The 22,187-nt window shown below is 72.6% G+C and carries 20 protein-coding genes and 1 pseudogene; 7 read left to right on the top strand and 14 right to left on the bottom strand.

Annotation, left to right across the window (positions count from 1 at the left end):
* Window positions 1–10: 10 nt before the first annotated feature.
* The 4 genes from tgmC to ACFCV8_RS12425 all read right to left on the bottom strand — a co-directional run bounded on the left by tgmC (window position 11) and on the right by ACFCV8_RS12425 (window position 2,682).
* Complete coding sequence (gene tgmC, locus ACFCV8_RS12440; protein WP_376685263.1) at window positions 11–1,174, bottom strand: ATP-grasp peptide maturase system methyltransferase; 1,164 nt, start codon at window positions 1,172–1,174, stop codon at window positions 11–13.
* Window positions 1,171–2,130: an ATP-grasp ribosomal peptide maturase gene (gene tgmB / locus ACFCV8_RS12435; RefSeq protein WP_376685262.1), complete on the bottom strand. Its 960-nt coding sequence runs from the start codon at window positions 2,128–2,130 to the stop codon at window positions 1,171–1,173. Before tgmB ends, tgmC begins: the two co-directional genes overlap by 4 nt.
* 5 nt (window positions 2,131–2,135) lie before the next feature.
* Window positions 2,136–2,396 (bottom strand): putative ATP-grasp-modified RiPP, encoded by a 261-nt coding sequence (tgmA, locus tag ACFCV8_RS12430; protein ID WP_376685261.1) that lies wholly within the window; start codon window positions 2,394–2,396, stop codon window positions 2,136–2,138.
* Between the two features lie 79 nt (window positions 2,397–2,475).
* Window positions 2,476–2,682, bottom strand: a complete 207-nt coding sequence (locus ACFCV8_RS12425; RefSeq protein WP_376685260.1) for a hypothetical protein — start codon at window positions 2,680–2,682, stop codon at window positions 2,476–2,478.
* A gap of 409 nt (window positions 2,683–3,091) precedes the next feature.
* Here ACFCV8_RS12425 and ACFCV8_RS12420 point away from each other — a divergent pair, with 409 nt between their 5' ends.
* Complete coding sequence (locus tag ACFCV8_RS12420; protein ID WP_376685259.1) at window positions 3,092–4,330, top strand: helix-turn-helix domain-containing protein; 1,239 nt, start codon at window positions 3,092–3,094, stop codon at window positions 4,328–4,330.
* Window positions 4,321–4,839, top strand: coding sequence for a GNAT family N-acetyltransferase (locus ACFCV8_RS12415; protein WP_376685258.1), 519 nt, complete (start codon window positions 4,321–4,323; stop codon window positions 4,837–4,839). The genes ACFCV8_RS12420 and ACFCV8_RS12415 overlap by 10 nt, the downstream gene beginning before the upstream one ends.
* 25 nt (window positions 4,840–4,864) lie before the next feature.
* Here the strand turns inward: ACFCV8_RS12415 and ACFCV8_RS12410 are convergent, their stop codons facing one another.
* Window positions 4,865–5,053 (bottom strand): hypothetical protein, encoded by a 189-nt coding sequence (locus ACFCV8_RS12410; RefSeq protein ID WP_376685257.1) that lies wholly within the window; start codon window positions 5,051–5,053, stop codon window positions 4,865–4,867.
* A 62-nt stretch (window positions 5,054–5,115) separates the two neighbouring features.
* On the opposite strand from ACFCV8_RS12410, the gene ACFCV8_RS12405 reads away from it, so the two are divergent.
* Window positions 5,116–5,634, top strand: a complete 519-nt coding sequence (locus tag ACFCV8_RS12405) for a GNAT family N-acetyltransferase (protein WP_376685256.1) — start codon at window positions 5,116–5,118, stop codon at window positions 5,632–5,634.
* A gap of 55 nt (window positions 5,635–5,689) precedes the next feature.
* Here the strand turns inward: ACFCV8_RS12405 and ACFCV8_RS12400 are convergent, their stop codons facing one another.
* Complete coding sequence (locus ACFCV8_RS12400; protein ID WP_376685273.1) at window positions 5,690–6,553, bottom strand: RNA methyltransferase; 864 nt, start codon at window positions 6,551–6,553, stop codon at window positions 5,690–5,692.
* Window positions 6,554–6,665: 112 nt separating this feature from the next.
* On the bottom strand, window positions 6,666–7,592 hold the full coding sequence (locus tag ACFCV8_RS12395; protein ID WP_376685255.1) for an NADP-dependent oxidoreductase: 927 nt from the start codon (window positions 7,590–7,592) through the stop codon (window positions 6,666–6,668).
* Between the two features lie 226 nt (window positions 7,593–7,818).
* Between ACFCV8_RS12395 and ACFCV8_RS12390 the strand changes: the two genes are divergently transcribed.
* Window positions 7,819–9,294, top strand: coding sequence for an MFS transporter (locus tag ACFCV8_RS12390; RefSeq protein WP_376685254.1), 1,476 nt, complete (start codon window positions 7,819–7,821; stop codon window positions 9,292–9,294).
* A 31-nt stretch (window positions 9,295–9,325) separates the two neighbouring features.
* Here ACFCV8_RS12390 and ACFCV8_RS12385 read toward each other — a convergent pair whose 3' ends face one another.
* Complete coding sequence (locus ACFCV8_RS12385) at window positions 9,326–10,171, bottom strand: class I SAM-dependent methyltransferase (RefSeq protein WP_376685253.1); 846 nt, start codon at window positions 10,169–10,171, stop codon at window positions 9,326–9,328.
* 108 nt (window positions 10,172–10,279) lie between these two features.
* Here ACFCV8_RS12385 and ACFCV8_RS12380 point away from each other — a divergent pair, with 108 nt between their 5' ends.
* Entirely contained in the window at window positions 10,280–10,894 is a 615-nt protein-coding gene (locus ACFCV8_RS12380) for a TetR family transcriptional regulator (protein ID WP_376685252.1), read from the top strand.
* A 12-nt stretch (window positions 10,895–10,906) separates the two neighbouring features.
* On the opposite strand, the gene ACFCV8_RS12375 is transcribed toward ACFCV8_RS12380, so the two are convergent.
* On the bottom strand, window positions 10,907–13,348 hold the full coding sequence (locus ACFCV8_RS12375) for a polysaccharide lyase 8 family protein (protein ID WP_376685251.1): 2,442 nt from the start codon (window positions 13,346–13,348) through the stop codon (window positions 10,907–10,909).
* Window positions 13,349–13,456: 108 nt separating this feature from the next.
* Entirely contained in the window at window positions 13,457–15,853 is a 2,397-nt protein-coding gene (locus ACFCV8_RS12370; RefSeq protein ID WP_376685250.1) for a SpoIIE family protein phosphatase, read from the bottom strand.
* A 181-nt stretch (window positions 15,854–16,034) separates the two neighbouring features.
* Here ACFCV8_RS12370 and ACFCV8_RS12365 point away from each other — a divergent pair.
* Window positions 16,035–16,886 (top strand): annotated as a pseudogene (locus ACFCV8_RS12365) (metallophosphoesterase family protein); the annotation flags it as partial.
* Window positions 16,887–16,934: 48 nt separating this feature from the next.
* On the opposite strand, the gene ACFCV8_RS12360 reads toward ACFCV8_RS12365, so the two are convergent.
* The 3 genes from ACFCV8_RS12360 to ACFCV8_RS12350 all read right to left on the bottom strand — a co-directional run bounded on the left by ACFCV8_RS12360 (window position 16,935) and on the right by ACFCV8_RS12350 (window position 19,356).
* Window positions 16,935–17,837 (bottom strand): glycosyltransferase family 2 protein, encoded by a 903-nt coding sequence (locus ACFCV8_RS12360; protein ID WP_376685249.1) that lies wholly within the window; start codon window positions 17,835–17,837, stop codon window positions 16,935–16,937.
* Window positions 17,838–17,972: 135 nt separating this feature from the next.
* On the bottom strand, window positions 17,973–18,440 hold the full coding sequence (locus tag ACFCV8_RS12355) for a lamin tail domain-containing protein (protein WP_376685248.1): 468 nt from the start codon (window positions 18,438–18,440) through the stop codon (window positions 17,973–17,975).
* Window positions 18,441–18,570: 130 nt separating this feature from the next.
* The gene (locus tag ACFCV8_RS12350) at window positions 18,571–19,356 is read right to left on the bottom strand and encodes an SDR family oxidoreductase (RefSeq protein ID WP_376685247.1); all 786 of its coding nucleotides are present in this window, start codon (window positions 19,354–19,356) and stop codon (window positions 18,571–18,573) included.
* A gap of 127 nt (window positions 19,357–19,483) precedes the next feature.
* On the opposite strand from ACFCV8_RS12350, the gene ACFCV8_RS12345 reads away from it, so the two are divergent.
* Window positions 19,484–21,121, top strand: coding sequence for an alkaline phosphatase D family protein (locus ACFCV8_RS12345; protein ID WP_376685246.1), 1,638 nt, complete (start codon window positions 19,484–19,486; stop codon window positions 21,119–21,121).
* Here ACFCV8_RS12345 and ACFCV8_RS12340 read toward each other — a convergent pair.
* Window positions 21,108–22,172, bottom strand: coding sequence for a Gfo/Idh/MocA family protein (locus tag ACFCV8_RS12340; RefSeq protein ID WP_376685245.1), 1,065 nt, complete (start codon window positions 22,170–22,172; stop codon window positions 21,108–21,110). The two genes, ACFCV8_RS12345 and ACFCV8_RS12340, sit on opposite strands and share 14 nt — an antisense overlap.
* Between the last annotated feature and the right edge of the window lie 15 nt (window positions 22,173–22,187).

Below are 22,187 nucleotides of genomic sequence, written 5' to 3'. Positions count from 1 at the left end.
GGACGGCGACTCAACCGAGCCGGTGTTCCCAGCGTAGCGAGGGGTTCCGGCCGATCTCGTACAGATGGGACCCGCCCGTCACACGGAGCCGAACGGTTTCGATGCCCGGTGCTCCGGCGTCCCGCCAGGCGACGAGGGAGCGTTCGATGCCGTCCCACAGCGCCACGGGGCCGCCCTGGCGGACGGTCCAGCTGTCGCCGTCGGCGATGAACTCCGCGAACGACTCCCGCTCCGGATCGAACAGGTACCGCAGGGGAGAGCCGTCGCCGCGGGAGGCACGAACGAGCTGCGCAGCCGGCGCCGCGAGCTGCGCGAGGAAAGCGGGCATCCACTCCTCCAGGACGAGGGGAGATACCAGCGCGGCCCGCTCGCTGTCCGCGTACGCCGTCCGCGCGGAGAGGTCGCCCGCCACGGGAGTCACCGCCTGGGCCCGCGCCTGCATGAAGGAAGACCGCCCGATGACGGCGCCCTCGGCCGTGCCGTTCTCGCCGACGGTGACTTTCGCGAGACCGGTTCCCCAGGGCCAGGAGCCGACCGTGGCGAGGACGATTCCACCGGGCCTGGTCTGCCGGACCCACGTGTACGGGATGCGGCGGACCGCGCACGTGGCGATGACCCGGTCGTACGGCGCCCGGCGCGGATGGCCGAGGAGTCCGTCGCCCGTCACCGTCCACGTCGAATAGCCGACGGTTTCCAGAGCGGCATCGGCGCGTGCTGCCACCTGCGGGTCGACCTCGACCGTGGTGACGTTGTCCTCACCGAGGCAGTGGCACATCAGGGCCGTGGAGTAACCGGTGCCCGTGCCGATCTCCAGGACTCGGTGTCCCGCCGTGAGGTCCAGTGCCTCGATCATGCTGACGACCGTGGCGGGGTCGGTCGAGGACGAGGTGGGCACGCCTGCGACGGACCCGCAGAGCTGGTCGGCGGTGAGGTGGCCGTCGAGTTGAGTGGTGAGGGTGTCGACGCTGTACGCGGTCTTCAGCCACTCGTCCGAGGCCGTGCCGAGCGCGGTGACGGGCCGCCAGGTCCGCCCCTCGTCCAGGAAGACTCCGGGGCGGAGGAACTCCTCGCGAGGGACGGCTTCGACGGCCCTGCGGAGCCAGGGCGATGTCAGAACGCCCATGTCCGTGAGCACCGCCGCCAGACGGCGCCGCTCGGATGCAGGGTCGGTCATCGGTGGTCTCCTTCCACGAGCAGGTCGGCGAAGGCGGCGGACATCGGGAGGCCGGTCTCCGACTCCAGCCACCCCCACTGTCCATTGGGATTCAGCTCCAGCCACCAGTAGTCCCCCGCCCGGTCCACCGCGAGGTCGAAGCTTCCCGACACCAGATCCAGTCGGTCCAGGTAGGCGTGCAGTGCCCTGTCCACCCGGACGGGAAGGTGCTCCACGGTGTAGGTCAGGGCACTGTAGTCCTTGCGCCAGTCCAGGAGGTCGGAGTCGATGCGTACGGCGAACGTGTGCCGACCCACGATCAGTACGCGAACGTCGGCGACCTTGTCCACGCGGGCCTGGAACAGGTGCGGCGTGACCCGAACGCTGTCGTCGATCTCGTCGGGGGCGACGGGGGCAGCCCATCCCGTCACCGGCACGCTGCCACGCGTGCAGGGGGTCCATCGCAGTGTCTTGAAGACTGCCTGACCCTGAGCGTGGACGAACTCGCGGGCCTCGTCCGGGTCGTTGGTGACAAGAGTGGGCGGGATGGTGAAGCCGAGTTGCTGGGCGAGAACGAGCTGCGCGGGTTTGTAGTCGGCTGCGGCAACGTGAAGGGGGTGGTTGACCCAGAGCGGGCCGCCGAGGGCGTAGAGGATGCCACCGAGTCCGTAGCGGACCTGCGCCGCCGCGAACCGGGAGTCGTCAGCGGACAGGTGGGGAAACGTGGGCCATTCCGGGCGGCGCCAGTACACCGAACGGACCTGGGTCACATCAGCGGTTCTCGACGGGGTGCGCACCTGCCCGACCACCGGGGCCGGGCAGGTGCCGAACCGAGCCGAGACCGTGAGGTTTTCGCCGATGTCGGCGGGGTTGAACCGGACCACCGTCACATCGCGCCGGTTGAGTTCGGTGATCACCATGTCGGCGGTGATGTCGTCCGCCTCGGTGGCCACCAGGACCGGCCTCTCTTCGGTCATGGCCATCAGTCCTGCGTGCTGTCCTGATCGTGACCCTGGTCGTTCCGGGAGTCCGAGTTCGTCGTCGTGGAGGTCTCGGTGCCGGAGCTGGTGCCGTGTTTGCCCATCTCGACCACCTGCCCGGCGCGGTCGCGGAACACCCCGAGCTGCGTCCTGGGGTCGATGGCGACTGTGGCGTGGGGGCGACGGATGACCGTCGGGTAGGGCGCGAGCCGGCCCGCACCCCACGGCCGTGTGGGGGAGGGGAGGGAGGCAGAGGCGGTCATGAGACTCCTTGGGCTGAAGGGTGTGGTGCGGGAATCCGTCTGCGCCAGGGGGCGCGGACGGCGATCTGCGGGCGGCTACTCAGGGGCGAGCGGCCTGGACGTTGTCGGCCGCGGTCGTCCACTCGACTCCGGACGCGGGCCGGATGTGCGCGATGCGGACCGTGCCGTGGCTGTGGAGCTCGTGCGTGACGGCGACGAGCACACCCTCCCCGCGTGAGGCGATGTCACGGACATGCGTGTCCAGGAGCGGGTGACGCTCGTAGCCGTCGGAACCGACCGGGTTCACTCCTCCGGCTCCTGCCGGGCCTCGACGCGGCACATGAACCTCTCCCAGCCGTCGGCCGCCCGTACTCCCAGGGCCCGGCTCGGCGCACCCGGGCGGGGTTCTGGGGGTGCATGGGTGCGGCCGCCGGTGCCAGGGCGCGTGCGGGGCGGTTCGGGCGTTGTCACGCGACTGCTCCTCTCTGATCGGGCAGCAGGAAGCCGTAGTCGGAGGGACGCGGCGTGACCTGGTGCTTCTGGGGGCCTCCCGAAGGTCCTTTGGCCTGCCGGAGGCGCATGACCAGTCAACGACCCTGCGACGGCGGCGTACAGGAAGGGTTGCCCCCGGCCTGCCCGCAGCCAACCGGAAGACTTTGCGTCCGCATTACCCGACGGCTGGTTCGGCCAGTACGGGCGCGGCTACGTTCGGTGGCATGGAAGCGAACGTCATCCTCAAGAGCCGGATGGATGGACTTGGCGTCACGCAGGACGAGTTGGCGCGTCGGATGAACGTCGCACTCGAAGCACTCGGGGGTAAGCCGGGCGATGTGTCCGCGCGGACGGTGCGGAATCTGCTCAATGGGAGCACCCGCAGGCCGATCGGTCGCACCTGCGCCGCGCTGGAAGCGGTGTTCGGGTGTCCTGTGTCGGCTCTAGGGTTCGACCCCCCACGTACTGCCGCACAAGCGGAGGGCCCAGTGCATCGCCGAACCTTCCTTGTTGCGGCGACCGGAACCGTCGTCGCCGCCTCTGCCGCGGCCGGCGCCTCGCGATTGGGACAGCCCGACGCCGATCGGTTTCACCAGGAGTACACCGAACTGCTGCGCGGTGACCGGCTCGGCGGAGCGCGGCGGGTCGAGAACCAGGCCGCCGAGCTCGCGGCTCGTGTCCAGTCCTCGCTCGTGGGCGACGGTGCCTCCGGCCGTGTTCGGCGCCGGATGTACCGACTTGCGTCCAACGCCAGGTGCCTGGCGGCCTTCGCGGCCATTGACGCAAGCGCTCCGCAGCGCGCCCGCGCCCACCTGGATACGGCCCTCACCCTTGCGGGCCTCGCGCGCGACAGCGAGGCCATGTACCGGGTCTGGGATCATCTGATGCTCGCCTCAAGCCAGCGGGAGAACCACGCCGAGGCGGCGGCCGGTGCGGAGGTGATGAAGCGCTCGTCGGTGGCACGGCGCGACCCGTTGCATGCATCGCTGGGGCACATGCGGCAGGCCAACGCCTTGGCCAGGCTGCATCAGCCCGTGGAGTCATTGCGGGCCTTGGACCTCGCGGAGAAGGCCTTTGGGCGGGCCAGGCGTGAGCGGTCGTCGGCGTGGATCGCATTCTACGGCCCGGCCGAGTTCGCCGCCCTGTCGTCGTACGTCTGGACGGCGCTCGGGGAGCACGAACGCGCCGAATCCTGCCTGCATCGTACTCTTGCCGCCATTCCTGGCGACATGGTCCGTGATGCTGCCCTCTACACGGCGCATCTCTCGCTGTGCCAGGCAAGACAGGGGGAGGTGGAATTGGCGTGCGCGACCGGCCGAAAGGTCTACGCCATGCTGCCGCCCGTGTCCGGGTCCCAGCGCACGATGAACACCCTTGCCAGAACGCGCCAAGTCATCGAGGCCACGGGGGCGAAGGCGCCCGAGGTCGTGAACTGGATCGAGGAGTCACGCCGATGGACCTGAAGTGGTACGCGCACAGCGACGCACGAGACGTCCGGTCCCTTCTCCTGGACATTCATGACGAGGTGTACGCGCACGATCCCGACCCGTTCCACTCGCGCGAAAGGTTCTCGCATTTTGTCGACCTGTGGTCGGGACGCGAGGACTGGCGGTGCGTCTCGGGGTGGGAGAACGGCGGTCCGGTCGGGTACGCGTACGGTTCGAATTTCAAACCGGGCGGATGGTGGAAGGGAACGGGTCGGCCCAGGGATGTGCGCGGCCGGATCTTTGCACTGTCCGAGCTGATGGTGACGCCCCGGTGGCAGGGTACCGGCCGGGCACGGCAGATCCATGACGAGCTGATTCGTTCGTCAGACGTCGACTTCGTGACGCTCCTCGTCGACTCCACCCATCCCAAGGTGCAGGCGCTCTACGAGGAGTGGGGCTACGAGAAGCGGGACGAGGCCAAGCCTTCGGACGACTCTCCCGTGTACGCGGTGATGGTGCGCACGCTGGAGACCGACCGGCCCTGAGGTGATGGGGCCTCTGCTGGAACAGTCAGTGCAGGGGAACTTCGCGCCGAAGCTCTCGCCCGACCTCTGTCGCCGCGTCGTCGCGCCACTGTCCCGGCGACTCGCCGTTCTTGGTGCCCACCGGTGCGACCTCGGCCAGGTTGTGCGGGCGGTGCTCGGTCCGGCGGACCGGACCGTGTCCGCCGCCTTCGGCGCGTGAGGCGTATCGTTCCATGAGGCGTACCGTTCCGTCGGACGGACCGCAGGACATCGACAGGCCAATGGGGGGGGTGCGGCGTGGGCGTTCTCGTGGCCCGGGGCATCCGTACGGAGCGGCTCGACCTGGTGCCGTTGCGCGTCGGGCACGCCGAGGAGATGGCCCCGGTGCTGTCCGATCCGGACCTGCACACGTTCATCGGCGGGGCGCCGGAGAGCCCGGAGGCCCTGCGGTCGCGCTACCGGCGGCTGACCGCGGGCTCTCCCGATCCGGCCGTTACCTGGCTGAACTGGGTGATCCGGCTCCGTGACGAGTCCTGTCCGACGGGCACGGTCCAGGCGACGGTCTCCGCCTCCGGGCACGGGACCGTCGCCGAGGTCGCCTGGGTGGTGGGGACCCCGTGGCAGGGCAGGGGCATCGCGGGCGAGGCGGCCCGGGGGCTCGTCGACTGGCTCGGCCGGCAGTCGGTGCACACCGTCATCGCCCATGTCCATCCGGAGCACCGGGCGTCCGCCGGTGTCGCCGCTGCCGCCGGGCTCGCGCCCACCCGCGTACGGCAGGACGGGGAGATCCGGTGGTACCGGAGCTTCGGCCGGTGAGCCCGGCGGTTCACGGCGCCGGCCGGCAAGCAGCCACCGGGCGCCGGCTCCCGGGCTACGAACGCGGGGCCGGGACGGCCGAGGCGAGCGGGGCGCGGCCGGCGCGTGCGAGGCGCTGGCGGCGGGCTTCGTAGAGGACGACGGTCGCGGCGTTCGACGCGTTCAACGAGCTGGCGGAACCGGTCATCGGGATGCTGACCACATGGTCGCAGAGCCCGCGCCAGGCCGTGCTGAGGCCCGCCGTCTCGTTGCCGATCAGCAGCAGGACCGGCTGGGTCAGGTCGAATTCGGAGATCCCGGCGTCGCCGTTCTCGTCCGTGCCGACGACGGCCACCGGGCGGCCCAGGGCGCGCTCCCCGTCCAGCCACTCCATGACCTCGCGGTGCGAGGGGCTGCGCACCACGGGCACGGAGAAGAGGGAACCCGTGGAGGCCCGTACCGACTTCGGGTCGTACGGGTCCGCGGCGTGCCCCGTGACGATCAGGCCGTCGGCGCCCATCGCGTCGGCCGAACGCACGATGCTGCCGATGTTGCCGGGCTGCGTCGGCCGGTCGAAGAGCAGGCCGAGGAAGTCCTCGTGGACCGTGATCCGCGCCAGACTGTCCGGCTCCATCCCGACCACCGCCAGCAACTCCGCGGCCCCGTCGCCCTTCTCGCTCAGCTCGGCGAGCAACTGCGGGGCCATCGCGATGCGTTCGGCGCCGACCCGGCGCAACAGGTCCTCGGCCCACCGGGAGGGCGGGCGGTCGGCGTCGTGGATCAGGGAGCGCACGGTCCAGCCGTGCTCCACGGCCATGGTGATCGGGCGGACGCCCTGGACCAGGAACTCCTTGGCCCGTCCCCGCTTGGTGCGGTTGCCGAGGAGTGTCTGCAACTGCTGGAAACGGGCGTTGCGGGACGTGATCCGCTGGACTGCCACCGATTCCTCCAGGCCGAAGACGTGCGCGCGGTACGCGCGGGGCGCGCCGAGACGTACCGATGTCGCGTGCATCCTCTCTCATCCCTTGCGGGAAAGGCCAGTTGGGCGGCTTTCAGGCCGGGACGATGATCAGTTTGCCGCGCACATGGCCCGCCGCGCTCTCCCGGTGGGCGTCGGCCGCACCGGTCAGGGGGTACGTCCGGGCCACGGTCAGGGCGAGCGCACCGGCCGTCACCAGCTCCGCCGCCCGGTCGAGGCGCTCGCGGACCCGTTCGGGACCGGCGAAGGCGAAGCGCACACCGTGCTCCGCCGCCCGGTGGTCGGCGATGGTGACCACGCGTTCCGGTCCGCCGGCCAGCTCGACGAGTGCGGGCAGCGAGCCCTTTCCGGCGGCGTCGAACGCCGCGTCCACCCCCTTCGCCGCAATGGCGCGCACCCGTTCGGCGAGGCCCTCGCCGTACGTCACGGCCTCGGCGCCGAGCGAGCGCAGATACGCGTGGTTGCGCTCGCTCGCCGTGCCGATCACGGTCGCGCCGAGGTGCCGGGCGATCTGTACGGCCACGGACCCCACGCCACCGGCCGCCCCGTCCACCACCAGGGTCTCCCCGGGCTCCAGGCCGAGGTCGGTCAGCACCTGGTACGCCGTGTTGACGGCCACCGGGAGTCCGGCCGCGACCTCCCAGGGCACCCCCGCGGGCCTGCGGGCCAGTCGCGCCGCCGGGGCCAGGGCGAACTCGGCGTAGCCGCCGGAGCCGATCGAGCCGAACACCTCGTCACCCTCGGCGAGTCCGGTCACGTCCGGGCCGGTGGCCGCGACGACCCCCGCCACGTCGCCGCCGGGTACGAACGGGAACTCCACCGGCATCATCCCGGCGACGGCCCCGCTGCGCAGCTGCCAGTCCAGCGGATTCACTCCGGCGGCACGGACCGCGAGCAGCACCTGTCCGGGTCCGGGGGCGGGCAGCGCGCGTTCCACCACGCGCAGCACTTCGGGCTCTCCGTACTCCGAGAACTCCACCGCGCGGTACGTCTCCGTCATGACCTGCTCCGTTCCACGGGGATTCATGCGGTTCGCCGGGCCGTGTCCCATGGCCGACGCTCCGTCAACTCGCCGGTGGAAGCTACCGGACGGAGATCCGGAGGGCATGCGGTGCCGGTCGGATCGCGCCAGTCGCACTCGGGAGCCCAAGGGGTGGCCATCGATACCCCTAGGGGGTATATTCCTTCGCGTCGATACCCCCCTCCGGTATAGGAGTTGTTCTGCGATGTCCGCATCAACCGCACGAAACGCGTCCGGCGCGTCCGGCGCGTCGAAAGCGCCCGCCGATGCGCGGAGATGGTCCGCGCTCGCCCTGATCGCCCTGGCCCAGTTCATGGTCATCATGGACACCTCGATCATCGGGGTGGCCCTGCCCAAGATGCAGTCCGACCTGGGCTTCTCCCAGGAGAACCTGTCGTGGGTGTTCAATGCCTACGTCGTCGCCTTCGGCGGACTGCTGCTGCTCGGCGGACGCCTCTCGGACCTCCTCGGCGCCCGCCGCCTGTTCAGCGCCGGATGGGTCGTCCTCGCCGCGGGCTCGCTGGCCGCCGGCCTCGCGGGCGAGGTCTGGGTCGAGCTGACCGGCCGCGCCCTCCAGGGCGTGGGTGCCGCACTCATCGCACCGTCCGCGCTCACCCTGCTGATGACGCTGTTCGGCTCGCGCCCCAAGGAGCTCGGCAAGGCCTTCGCCCTGTACGGCGCGGCCGCCCCGGCCGGCGGCACCGCCGGGGTCTTCCTCGGCGGCGTCATCACCCAGTACCTCAGCTGGCCCTGGGTCTTCTACATCAACATCCCCGTCGCGCTGATCGTCCTGATCGCCACGCCCGCCGTCATGCCCGCGGGCGCGGGGCGGCGCGGCTCGATCGACCTGGCCGGCGCGGTCACCGTCACGGCGGGCCTGGCCGCCGCCGTCTACGCCATCGTCCGGGCGCCCGAGACCGGCTGGGGCTCCGGCGAGACCTGGCTGGTCCTGCTCGCCGGGGTGGTCCTGATCGCCGCCTTCGTCGTGATCCAGTCCAAGCGGCGCGAACCGCTGATGCGCCCGGGGATCTGGCGGGCGCCCAACCTGGCCGGGGCCAACATCGCCCAGCTGCTGATGGCCGCCGCCTGGATTCCGATGTGGTTCTTCCTCAACCTCTATCTCCAGCAGGTCCTGGGCCTGGGCGCCTTCGCCTCCGGCGCCGCGCTGCTGCCGATGACCGTCGCCATCATGATCATGATGATCGTCCTGGCCCCGCGGCTCATCTCCCGCTTCGGACCCAAGCCGCTGATCGTCCTGGGCCTGCTGGCGCTCGGCGCGGGCATGTTCTGGCTCTCGCTGGCCCGCCCGGACGGCAGCTTCCTGGTCGACGTGCTGCCCGCCTCGCTGCTCTCGGCGGTGGGCATGTCCCTGGCGTTCATCCCGTCGCTCGGCACCGCGCTGTCCAGCGCCCGGCCGGAGGAGGGCGGCCTCGCCTCGGGGATCGTCAACACCAGCTACCAGGTCGGCTCCGCGCTCGGCCTCGCCGCGATGACCGCGATCGCCGCCGCGAACGGCTCCCGGGAGCTCGGTGACCCGGTGGCCCTCACCGACGGCTTCTCCGCCGCCTTCGTCGGGGCCGCGGTCCTCGCCGTGGCCGGTGGCCTCGCCGCCCTGCTGACGCTGCGCACCGCACCGTCACCCGCGTCCGCGTCCGCCTCCTCCGACAAGGCGGCGGCCTGAAACCCGGGGCCCGAAGGTCACCGCCCCGCGCTCACCCCGGGCGCCGGGCGGTGACCAGCAGGGCCGCGGTACGCAACCGGAGCGCCCCGTCCCGCTCGTACGGCCGCAGGAGGCCGACGAGCCGGGCCCGGGCGCGTTCCCGGTCGTCCGCGCCGACCTGGCCCAGCAGATGCCGGCCCGGCCCGGAGCCCAGCAGGAAGGCGGCCGCGTCGGCGGCGTCCCGGCCCCAGGTCCCGTACGCCTCCACCCGCTCGGTGCCGACGGCCTCGTACCCCGCGCCGGACAGCACCTCCCGTAGGGCCGATGGTTCGGCCAGCGAGAACATGCCCGGGGCGCCCGGGGCGCCCAGATCGCCGACCGGCAGGATTCCGTCCAGCCCCCGGATCGCGCCGAGCCACTCGGTCCGGCCCGGGTCGGCGGAGCAGACGAAGGCGAGCCGGCCGCCGGGCCGCAGCGCCCGCCCGGCATTGGCGAACGCGGCCACCGGGTCGGCGAAGAACATCACCCCGAACCGGCTCACCGCCACATCGAACGAACCGGCCCCGAACGGATGGACCTGGATGTCGGCCCGCTCGAACTCCGCGTTGCCGAGGCCCTCCCGCCGCGCCGACTCCCGGGCGCGGGCGAGCATCGGGGCCGACAGGTCCACCCCCGTGGCGCTTCCGCCGCTCGCCCGCCGCGCGGCCAGCCGGGTGGTGCGGCCCGCCCCGCAGCCGAGGTCGAGCACCCGGTCCCGCTCCGCGATCCGGGCGGCGGAGAGCAGGAGTTCGTTGAACCCGTCGTTCACGTCGTCCCAACGGTCCTGGTTCTCGGCCCAGTACGTCCCCTCGTAACCGTTCCACGCCTGGTCCTGGCTCTCGTTGACGATCTGTCGCATCCGGTGCTCCCGATGGAAACGGCCTAGTATGGGCAAGTGCCCATTCATGATGGGAGCAAAGGTATGGGCAAATGCCCATACTGTAAACAGGGAGAGAGGGAGGGGCCCATGTCCCCGCGTGGTGTGACGACTCCGGACGTGCGCGAGCGGCTGTTCGCCGCCGCGGAGCGGGTGCTGGAGCGCGAGGGGCCGGGGGCCCTGACGAGCAGGGCGATCACCGGCGAGGCGGGCTGCGCGAAGGGGCTGCTGCACGCCCATTTCGACGGACTGGACGAGTTCGTCGCGGAGTTGGTGCTGGACCGGTTCGCCCGGGTGGCCCGGCATGCCGAAGGGCTGGCGGACCGGGCGGGGCGGGACACCGTCGGGGCGAACCTGCTCGACGTCGCGCTGGCCCTGCTGGCCTCGGCCGGGCCCACCGTCGCCGGGCTGGCGCTCGCCCGCCCCGCGGCCTCCGCCCGGATCCGGGCGGCCCTGGCCGGCGGCGCCCCGGGCTTCGGCACCGTCCAGGACGCGGTCACCGCCTACCTGGACGCGGAGCGCCGGGGCGGCCGGGTCGCGGAGGCGGCCGACACCGCCGCCGCGGCCCTCGCCCTGGTCGGCACCCTCCACCATCTGCTCATGACCGGCGGGCCCGACCGGACCGGTGAGCGGGACCGGGTCGCCCGGCTGGTGGCCCTGCTCGAAGCGGGCCTGCGGCCGGGCGGCCCGTCCGTTGCCGGGTGATCCGGCCTCCCGTCACCTCAGCCGGACACGCACCGTGTGCGTGGCGCCCGCGCTCGCGCTCAGATCGCCGAACGTCAGGGTCAGCGAGGAGCCGGTGCGTACGTCGCCGACGCTCGCCGGCCGGGACAGCACGGACCTGACCGGGCGGCGCCAGGTCAGCGTGAGGCCGGTGACGGTGCGGGACGGGTCGGCGACGCAGACGGTGGCCGTGCCGTCGCGCTTCTCGCGGATCTGTACGCAGACCGGCGCGTCGACCGTGACCGGGCCCGCCGTGCCCGCCGCCCAGAAGGTGACCCCGGTGAAGCCGAGCGACGGGACCTGGATGCCGGTGCGGTCCGCGTCCTGGGCGAGGATGCGCAGCCAGCCGGTGTCCGCGGCGCGGGCGGCGGTGCGCTCGGCGCTCGCGCCCGGCAGCAGGACGTACGCGTAGGAGCCGTTCACCGGGTCGGTGCCGTGGTCCTGCCAGAGGGTCAGGTACCGGCGGGTCAGCGGGGTGGTGGTGCCGCCGTCGTTGACGTCCCGCCAGGTGCCGGTGCGTTCCTCGCGCAGCGCGTGCAGGGCGGTGCCGCCGGGGAAGACGTATCCGGCGTGCCCGTCGACATGGGCCCACTTCGTGGTGCGGGTGGTGGCCCAGCCCTGGTCGGTGGGCTGGGCCCGGCCGTCGAGCAGCAGCCGCCGCGTGCCGCCGGCGCCGAGGAAGCGGTTGTCGATCACCGTCTCCACGGCCGCGCCGTCGGCGGAGGTGATGCCGGAGCCGAGGCACACCACGCAGTCGTCCAGCCAGAACCACGACTTACGGGCGTGCATGGTGCTCGCCAGGCCCTGGAGGTGCTGGCCGGTGGTGCCGAACTCGCCGTCGCCGGTGCCGCCGACCCACTTCGTGTCCGGCACCGGGTTGGCCCAGGCGCCGCCCTGCCCGTCGGCCATCTTCTTCCGGGAGACGGTGGTGCCGGGCAGCCGGTACGGGTCGACGGTCGGCCAGTACGCGTCGGAGTACTGGTCCTGGTTCGTCTCCGAGCCCCACCACTGGAGCCAGCCCGCCCCGGTGTGCCAGCCGCGCTTGTTCTCCCCGTTGCCGAACTCGTAGTGGGCGATCCGCGCCGAGGCCATGGAGAGCCCGGCGCCCCAGCCGCGGCGGCGGTGGGTGACCCGGTCCATGTGGTGGAAGACGCGGTGCGCGGACGGCTCGGGGGCGGCGGTGACGCTCGCGTCGTCGAGGAGGGCCTGCAGGCGCGCGGTGTTGACCAGGCTCAGCGAACCGTCCGCGAGCGCGGGGGCGTAGCGGTCGCGGACCAGCCAGCCCTTGACCATGGCCCGCCAGCGGGCGTTCTCGCCGGGCTCGGCACCCAGGCCCAGCAGCACGATGGAGGCCATGACGCCGTGCGCGCGGGTGTGGTCGCTGGTGCCGACGCGGGTGATCCCGCGGCCCGAGACGTTGTCCATCATCAGCCCGTCGTGGATGAACGGGGCGATGGCCGCCTCGATGGTGTCGAGGAACTGCCGGCTGCCCGGGTCGGTGATCTCCCAGGCCGATCCGCGCAGCAGGGCGAAGAGCCGGCCCAGCCCGTCGTTGAGCACCGCGCCGTAGCCGCCGATGTACGGGATGTTGGTGTGCTGGACGAACGAGCCGTCCGGGTAGAAGCCGTCGCCCTTCGTGACGTACGGGAAGACCGGCGAGAGCGCCGCGACGGCCAGCGCGATCTTGCCGGCGTTCGCGCCGACGATGCCGCGGAGGATGATCCCCCGGCACAGGTCGACACGGTTGGCGCCGGTGCTGGTGCCGGTGTAGGAGCCGACGGCCGAGTCCGGCAGGAAGTGGTCGACCGCCGCGCAGTACGCCGCCCGCTGAGCGTCCGTCAGCTCGTCGTGGAGCAGGACGCAGGTGTCCATCAGGGCCTGGGGCGCGCCGATCTGCCAGTTCCACCAGTTCCCGTAGCGGGCGGTGGCCGGGTTGAAGACGTCGGCGTGGAGGTGGTCGAGGCCGGTGACGACCGCGTCGCGCAGGGCGGTGTCGCCGGTGAGGCCGGTGCCGGGCTGGACGTACGCCTCCGCCATGGTGCGCAGCCGGTTGTAGCCGGTGTTCATGTTGGCGGAGAAGCCGAAGGACTCGGTGTCGGTGTCCGGGTCGGGGTCCAGGTAGACCAGATCCGGCCAGAGCGAGCCGGTCGCGGGCGCCATGGCGGCGCGGTGGGCGGCGGCCTGGGCGCCCAGTTCGGCGAGCTTGGATCTGAACGGCTCGGCGGTCGGGCTGAAGCCGCTGCCCAGGTACAGCTCGCGCCACTTCGCGCGCAGCGCGGCGAACGCGTCGTCGCCGTCGGCGGTCACGGAGCCGGCGAAGGCCGCGGTGGCCCTCGCGAGAGAGGTGTCGGCAGAGGCGGGGGACGGCAGGCCGAGGGCGAGCGCCGCGCCACCGCCGGTGGCGAGGAGGGCGCGACGGGACCAGGCAGATGTCATCGGAACTCCGGGGGGAGGAGTGGGTGCGTGCGTGGACGGCGCCGTAGTAAGCGTTTTCTAGCATGGTGACGGCGGAGCCCTCAAGGGGGTGCGCACTCCCCGCAGGACTCAGGCGTCCGGGATCGGCTGCTCGGCCCAGATCGTCTTGCCGTGCCGGGTGTAGCGGCTGCCCCAGCGGGTGGTGAGCTGGGCGACCAGATACAGGCCGCGCCCTCCCTCGTCGGTGAGCAGGGCCCGGCGCATCCGCGGCTGGGTGGCGCTGGGGTCGGAGACCTCGCAGGTCAGCTGCTTCGCGCGGATCAGCCGCACCTCGACCGGGCCGCCCGCGTGCCGGATGGCGTTGGTGACCAGTTCACTGAGGACCAGCTCGGTGGTGAAGACCAGTTCCTCCAGCCCCCAGTCCCGCAGTTGACGGGCGGCGTCCTGCCGGACCCGGGCGACGGCGACCGGGTCGGCGTCCACCGGCCAGACCGCGGTGTCCTCGGACGGCACCGCGTGGGTACGGGCGAGCAGCAGCGTGACGTCGTCGGCGAGCTGGTGCGGGGGACGGGCGGCGACGATCTCCCGGCCGAGTTCCCGCAGCGGTGCGGTGGTGACGCCGGGGCGGGAGAGACGGCGGCGCAGCTCGGCCATGCCCGCGTCGAGGTCGCTGTCGCGGCCCTCGATCAGCCCGTCGGTGTACAGCGCGAGCAGACTGCCGGGCGCCAGCTCGATCTCGGTCACCTCGAACGGGAGACCGCTGACGCCCAGCGGCGGCCCCGGGTTCAGCGGCACGTAGGAGACGGTGCCGTCCGGGGCGGCGACGGCGGGCGGCGGATGCCCGGCGGAGACCATCGCACAGCGCCGGGAGACCGGGTCGTAGACCGCGTACAGACAGGTGGCGCCGACCGGATCGGCGGCCCGGTGACCATTTCCCGCCCCGCTCTCCTCCGTACGGGTGAGCGAAGCGGGCTGCACGCTCCCGTCGTCCGGCTCGTCGCGGAGCTGGGAGACCAGGTCGTCGAGGTGGACCATCAGCTCGTCCGGCTCCAGGTCCAGATCGGCGAGGGTGCGCACGGCGGTACGGAGCCGCCCCATGGTGGCGGTCGCCCCCAGGCCGTGCCCGACCACGTCCCCGGCGACCAGGGCGACCCGGGCGGAGGACAGCGGGATCACGTCGAACCAGTCGCCGCCGATGCCGGTCGCGGTGTCGGCGGGCAGATAGAAACCGGACGTGGTCACGGCGACGGTCTCCGCCTGCGCGGGCGGCAGCAGGCTGCGCTGGAGGCCCACGGCGGCCCGGTGCTCCCGGGTGTAGCGGCGGGCGTTGTCCACGGCGAGGGCGGCGCGCGCGGCGATCTCGCCCAGCAGGTCCAGATCGGCCAGGGTGTAGCCGGACCGCCCGGGGCCGCGCCGTACCGTCACCCGCCCCAGGAAGCTGCCCCGGGCCCGCAGCGGGGCGGTCATGGAGGCCGAGGAGTGGTCCACCACCGGGGCGCAGCGCGGGTCGGCCCGTACCGCCGCACCGTCCGGTGCCCCTCGCGGCGTCTTTCCCCCGGGGTCCGCTCCGGCCACCGCCGTCCGCAGCAGCGGCAGCAGCCCGTCCTCGCCCGGGACCGGCTCCTCGCCCGTGAACACCGCCTCGGCGATCTCCACCACCGCGAGATCGGCCAGCTCGGGCACCAGCACATCGGCCAGTTCCTCGCCGGTCCCCGCGACCGACAGCGAACCGCCGACGGCCGCGGTGGCCCGGTGCAGGATCGCCAGGCGTTCGTCGGAGCGACGCTGCTCGGTGACGTCCGTGAACAGCGCGGTGACCCCGAAGACCTCCCCGTCCGGTGCCTGGAGCCGGAAGGCGGAGACGCCCATCACCGCCCCGCCGCCCGGGTCCTCGATGGTCCGCACGGTCTCCTTCGCGAGGATCAGCGGACGCCCCGTGCGCAGCACCTCGCGCAGCTGCTCCTCGACCGCCGCCGCGCCCTCGGGCTCCAGGAAGTCCCCGAGGCGGTGGCCGCGCAGGTCCGGCAGGAGGCCGGTGTACGGCAGCAGATGGGTGTTGGTCCTGACCAGCCGCAGCTCCGCGTCGAACACGGCGAGCCCCAGCCGGTCCTGGAGGAAGAGCTCCCGGGTGAAGGCCTGGTCCTGCCGCCACCGGTCCACCGTCCCCACCGGGGCCCAGAGCACGAAGTACCGGCCCGCGCCGTCGGTTTTGGTGCCGGTGTCCGCGAGCGGCAGGGCGTGGAAGACGACGTTCATGTCCTCGCCCCGGCCGGTGCGCACCACGGCCTCGCCGGACCAGGCGGCGCCGCGGTGGCCCTCGGGCGTCAGGGGACGGGAGGCCGGGTCCGCGAGGAGTTCCACGGCGGGACGGCCGCAGACCTCCTCGGCCGTCAGCGCGAACAGCTCCGCCGCCGCGGGCGTCCAGCCGACGACCATCCCGTCCGCGTCCAGCAGCGCCCCGGCCGCGCTGTCCGCGAACGGGAGCCCGTCGTACCCCGGCGCGCCCGGGAGGGTCTTGCCGTCCACCTGTCCCTCAGCTCCCTCTCCCGGCTCTGCCGACGGTCCCGTACCGCGTCCGCGGACGTCTCCATCATCCCCCCGCCGATCGAGGCCGCCAGTTCCGGCGGCCGGGCTCCGACGGCCCCGGCCCCGGCCGGGACCGGGGTGGGGCAGTATTTCCTCCAGTCGACCGGCGGGAAGGTTCTGCATGTCCGAACGTACCGGGACGAGCCGCGGGGCACTGCTGGCCGTCAGCGATCTGCACGCCGCCGTGGCGGACAACCGCCCCGTCCTGGAGTCCCTGAGACCGGGCTCGGACGAGGACTGGCTGATCGTCGCCGGTGACGTCGCGGAGCGGCCGGACGACGTGGAGCGGGCGCTGCGGCTGCTCGCGGACCGGTTCGCGCGGGTGATCTGGACCCCGGGCAACCACGAGCTGTGGACGACCCCGCGCGACCCGGTCCGGCTGCGGGGCCGGGAACGCTACGAGCATCTGGTCGGCCTGTGCCGGAGCCTCGGGGTGGACACCCCGCAGGACCCGTACCCGGTGTGGCGCGGACCCGGCGGGCCGGCGGCCGTGGCGCCGGTGTTCGTGCTGTACGACTACAGCTTCCTGGCACCGGGCACCACGACCAAGGCGGAGTCGCTGGCGTACGCGCACCGCACCGGTGTGGTGTGCATGGACGAGTACACGCTGCACCCCGACCCGTACCCGAGCCGCGAGGAGTGGTGCCGGGCCCGGGTGGCGGAGACGGAGCGGCGCCTGGCGGCCCACGACCGGAGCGTCCCGCTGGTGATCGCCGGGCACTGGCCGCTGGTGCGCGAGCCGACGGACGTGCTGTGGTCCCCGGAGTTCGCCCAGTGGTGCGGCACCACGCTCACCGCCGACTGGCACCGGCGCTTCAACACGGCGGCGGTGGTCTACGGCCATCTGCACATCCCGCGCACCACCTGGTACGACGGGGTGCGCTTCGAGGAGGTCTCCATCGGCTACCCGAGAGAATGGCGCAAACGTGGCCACCCCAAGGGCCTGCTGCGCCAGATCCTCCCGTACGACGGCAGTTGACGGCCCCGCGGACCGGCAAACGCCCGGACGGCCGGCGGCGGCTCAGATGACCGGCGGCCGGCCCAGCTTCGTCATCCGCCACACCGTGCGCCACCGCATCGGCCGCCGCCGCCCGCACGGGGTGCGGACGCCCTCCGCGAAGCCGCCGGCCCAGGCGCGCAGCCCGGTCGCCGAGCGGGTGCGGGCCAGTGTCAGCAGGGTCCAGGTGCCCAGGTACGCCGGGACCAGGGGGAGGGGCAGGTGGCGGCGGGCCAGCCAGACCCGGTTGCGGGCCGTCATCCGGTAGTAGACCGCGTGCCGGGCCGGGGACGTCTTGGGGTGCTGGAGCAGCAGATCGGGCTCGTAGAGGATCTTCCAGCCCGCGTCGAGCGCCCGCCAGGAGAGGTCCGTCTCCTCGTGGGTGAAGAAGAACTCCGCGGGCCAGTGCCCGGTTTCGGCCAGCATCCTCATCGAGAAGGCGTGGCCGCCGCCGAGGAAGGCGGTGACCGGTCCGGGCCGCATCGGGTCACCGGCCCGCAGCCGGGGCACGTGGCGGCGCTGGGTCTCGCCGTGCTCGTCGGCGATCCGGAAGCCGATGATCCCGAGCCGGGGGTCGGCGGCGAACATGTCCCGGACCTTGCGGAACACCCCGTCGTCGACCAGGAGTCCGTCGTCGTCGAGCTCGATGACCACGTCCACGTCGCCGAACTCCGCCAGCCTGTCGAGGGCGACGTTGCGGCCGCCGGGGCAGCCCAGGTTCTCCGGCAGCTCGATCACCGTCACACCGCCGGAGAGGTCCGACAGGCCGGGGAACGCGGCGAAGTCGGGGAGAGAGGTGCCGTTGCCCACGACGACGAGCCGGGCGGGACGGACGTCCTGCCCGGCAACCGAGCGCAGCAGGGCCTCGACCTGCTGCGGACGGTCGCCCATGGTGACGACGGAAACGGCGATGCGCGGTTCGGACACGGTCGGTACTCCTGGTCTCGCTGCGGTGCCGCGATCGTAGTCCCAGGAGATGGTCGCCCGTTGTTCGGCCACCCGTCGCCGTGCCGACACGGCCCCTGTGTACCGGCCGGGCCCGGTGCCCGGCCGGCCGCCGGGTCAGTGGCAGTTCTTGGTGCCGTTGCCCGTCTTCGTCCAGGAACAGGAGTCGAGGAGCTTGCCGCTCGGCTTGATCAGCCGGGCCTTGTCGCCGGTGTTGTTCCACACGTACGAGCCGCGGTTCCAGTACACGTGGGCGGTGGTGTTCTTGCCCTTGCCGGTGTGGACCCGGACGGTCTTGCCCGCGGCGACCGTGCGGCTGCCGAAGGTGTAGGTGTAGCCGGTGTTGTCCTTGAGCTTGTAGCCCTTGAGCTGGATCTTCGTCTTGCCGTTGTTGTGGATGTCCACCCACTCGGCGTTCAGCGAGGTGTTGCTGCGGTTGTCCTTGCCGGGACTGTCGTACTGGATCTTGCCCAGGTGCAGCCCGCCCTGGTGCTTGGCGGCCGACGCGGGGCTCGCGAGGAGCAGCGATCCGGCCAGGGCGGTGACGGCGGCCAGCGCGAGCGGGCCGGTGGAGCTTATGCGCACGTGGTGTTCCTTCTGTGTCGGTCCGGTGAAGGACTGTCAGCATAGGGGCAGCGCATGCCGGATCGATACGCCGGTGTCCGCTCCGTCCCGGTTTGCACGGTTCGGTCGGGCCGCGCCCGTCCCGCCCCGGTCAGCCCCGGCCCACGTACGGCATCGCCGTCGCCAGGACCGTCGCGAACTGGATGTTGGCCTCCAGGGGCAGCTCCGCCATGTGGAGCACCGTGCGGGCCACGTCCGCCGCCGCCATCACCGGCTCGGCGGCGAGCTCGCCGTTGGCCTGGAGGATGCCGGTCCGCATCTGCTCCGTCATGTCGGTGGCCGCGTTGCCGATGTCGATCTGCCCGCAGGCGATCCGGTACGGACGCCCGTCCAGCGACAGCGACTTCGTCAGCCCCGTCATGGCGTGCTTGGTCGTGGTGTACGCGACCGAGTGCGGGCGCGGCGTGTGGGCGGAGACCGAGCCGTTGTTGATGATCCGGCCGCCCTGCGGGTCCTGGTCCTTCATCAGCCGGTACGCCGCCTGCGCGCACAGGAACGCGCCCGTCACGTTCACGTCCACCACCGCCCGCCAGTCCGCCGCCGACAGCTCCTCCACCGGTACCGAACGCGGTCCGAACGTACCGGCGTTGTTGAAGAGCAGGTCCAGACGGCCGAAGCACTCGCGCACCGAGGTGAAGAGCGCGTCCACGTCCTCGGATCTGGACACATCGGCCGGTACGGTGATCACCCGGGCATTCTCCCCGGCCAGTTCGGCGGTCTCGGCGAGCGGCCGCGGGCGCCGCCCGGCGAGCGCCACCGACCAGCCCGCCCCGGTCAGGGCCAGCGCCACCGCGCGGCCGATCCCGGAACCCGCACCCGTCACCACCGCGGTCCTCGACGCCGCCCCCGTACCGGAGTTCAACATTCTGTTGCTCATGCCGCCGCAGCGTACGCCCTTCCCCATTCCTCATCCGCCCGACGTCCGAGCGACGCGAGCACGACAACCGTTCGATGCGCGGGGCCGGTGGACTGCCCGGGTACACCACCGGACAGGGGAGGGACAGATGACAGCATCGTCCGCATCGCACCAGCAGCGGGAGCTGCGCCGGGCCGCCGAGCAGCTCGGGCGCCGCCGCTTCCTCACCGTCACCGGCGCCGCCGCCGTGCTCGCCTTCTCGGTCAACCTGCCCGTCGCGGGCGCCGCGAGCGCCGCCGAGCTGGACGCCAGGAAGATCACCGAGGACCCCTTCACCCTCGGCGTCGCCTCCGGGGACCCGCTGCCCGGCTCGGTCCTGCTGTGGACCCGGCTGGCCCCCCGCCCCTACGAGCCCGGCAGCGGAATGCCCCGGGCCAGGGTCCAGGTGCGCTGGGAGCTCGCCCGCGACGAGCGCTTCAGCCGCGTCGTACGGCGCGGAACGGCCACCGCCCACCCGGAGTTCGACCACAGTGTCCACGTGGAGGCCAAGGGCCTGGACGCCGACCGGGTCCTCTTCTACCGCTTCCGCGCGGGCAACTGGACCAGCCCCGTCGGCCGCACCCGCACCGCCCCCGCCCCGGGCGCCCGCAACAGCGCGCTCAGCCTGGCCGCCGTCTCCTGCCAGGCGTACCACGACGGCTACTTCACCGCGTACCGGCACCTCGCCCGGGAGGACGTCGACGTCGTCCTCCACCTCGGCGACTACCTCTACGAGTACGCCGTCACCGCGACCGGCGGCGCCCGCAACCACACCGACCGGCAGCTCCCCGCCCACTTCAACCGGGAGACCGTCACGCTGGAGGACTACCGGCTGCGGTACGGGCTCTACAAGTCCGACCCCGACCTGATCGCCGCCCACGCCGCGCACCCCTTCGTCGTCACCTGGGACGACCACGAGACCGAGAACAACTACGCGGGCGACACCCCCGAGAACGACGTCCCGCCCGCCGAGTTCCTGCTTCGCCGCGCCGCCGCCTACCGCGCGTACTGGGAGAACCAGCCGCTGCGCGCCCCGCAGCGCCCCACCGGCCCCGACATGCGGCTCTACCGGCGCCTCCAGTTCGGCCGGCTCGCCCAGTTCGACATCCTCGACACCCGCCAGTACCGCAGCGACCAGGCGTACGGCGACGGCTGGCAGAAGCCCGGACCGGAGTCCGAGGACCCGTCGCGCACCATGACCGGCGCCGCCCAGGAACGCTGGCTGATCGACGGCTGGCACGCCTCCCGGGCCACCTGGAACGTCGTGCCCCAGCAGGTCACCTTCGCCCAGCGACGCGACGTGCCCACCGACGCCTTCAAGCTCTCCATGGACGCCTGGGACGGCTACCCCGCCTCCCGCGCCCGGATCCTCGGGGGAGCCGAGGCGGCCGGGGTGGACAACCTGATGGTGCTGACCGGCGACGTCCACGTCGGCTACGGCTTCGACCTGAAGCGGGACTTCGACGACCCCGGCTCCCGCACCGTCGGCACCGAGATCGTCGCCACCTCCATCACCAGCGGCAAGGACGGCTCGGACAAGCCCGGCAGCTGGAACAACCAGATGCGGGCCAACCCGCACATGAAGTTCTACAACGGCCGCCGCGGCTACGCCGTCGTCACCCTCGGCCGGGAGTCGGCACGCGCCGACTACCGCACGGTGTCCGCCGTCACCACCCCCGGCGCGCCCCTCGCGACCGCCGCCTCCTTCGTCACCGAGGTCGGCAACCAGGGACTCACCCCGGCGTGACGTCGTCCGCCGGGTAGCGGACGCCGACGCGGTCACGCACCGCGTCGAGCGTCCGCATCACGGCGAGCGAGCCGTCCAGCGGCACCAGCGGCGACTCCGTCTCGCCCGCCCGCAGCGCCCGCGCCACCTCGGCCTGCTCGAACTGCATCCCGCGCAGCTCCGTGCCGGCCGGGGCGGTGAACTCCTCCGGCTCGCGCCCCTCCCGGTGCAGCACGAACCGCTCCGGGTAGAAGAAACCGCGCGGGAACTCGATCCGGCCCCCGGTGCCCGTGACCGCGGCGGTCTGCGGGGTGTCCGCGACGATCGAGCAGTTCAGCAGCGCCGAGGCGCCCGCCCCGGACCAGCCCAGCAGCATCGAGGTGTGCAGATCGACGCCCTCGGGCGACAGCACCGCGTCGGCCTGCACCCGGTCCGGCTCACCCAGCAGCAACTGCGCGAACGAGACCGGGTAGACCCCCAGGTCCAGCAGCGCGCCGCCACCCAGCGCCGGATCGCGCAACCGGTGCCCGGGACCGAACGGACCCGCGAGCCCGAAGTCCGCCTGCACGGTCCGGATCTCGCCGATCGCCCCGTCCCGCACCAGCTCCGTCATCCGCCGGATCACCGGGTTCAGGTACGTCCACATCGCCTCCATCAGGAACACCCCCCGCTCCCGGGCGAGCCCCACCAGCTCCCGCGCCTCCCGGGCGTTGAGCGTGAACGCCTTCTCGCACAGCACCGGCTTCCCCGCCTCCAGGCAGAGCCCGGCCGCCGCCCGGTGCGCCGAGTGCGGCGTGGCGACGTACACCACGTCCACCTCCTCGTCCGCGACCAGCCCGGCCCAGTCGCCGTACGCCCGGGGTATCCCGAACCGGTCCGCGAACGCCCGCGCCGAGGCGTCCGTCCGGGACGCGACGGCGACCACTTCCATGTCCGGCATCGACCGGAGATCCTCGGCGAACGTCGCGGCTATCCCGCCCGTCGCCAGCACACCCCACCGCACCACACCGCTGCTCACGCCTGCCACGCCCACTCCCAAGAGGTTCGACCAGTCCGGCTGAGCTGAGAGCATAGATGCGGATTCAAC

Origin of the sequence: Streptomyces sp. NPDC056347, assembly GCF_042262625.1 — a bacterium.
In the GTDB taxonomy this organism is placed as follows: Bacteria; Actinomycetota; Actinomycetes; order Streptomycetales; family Streptomycetaceae; genus Streptomyces.
The sequence above is the reverse complement of the archived record's forward strand: the minus strand, read 5'-3'. Positions and strand labels throughout refer to the sequence as shown.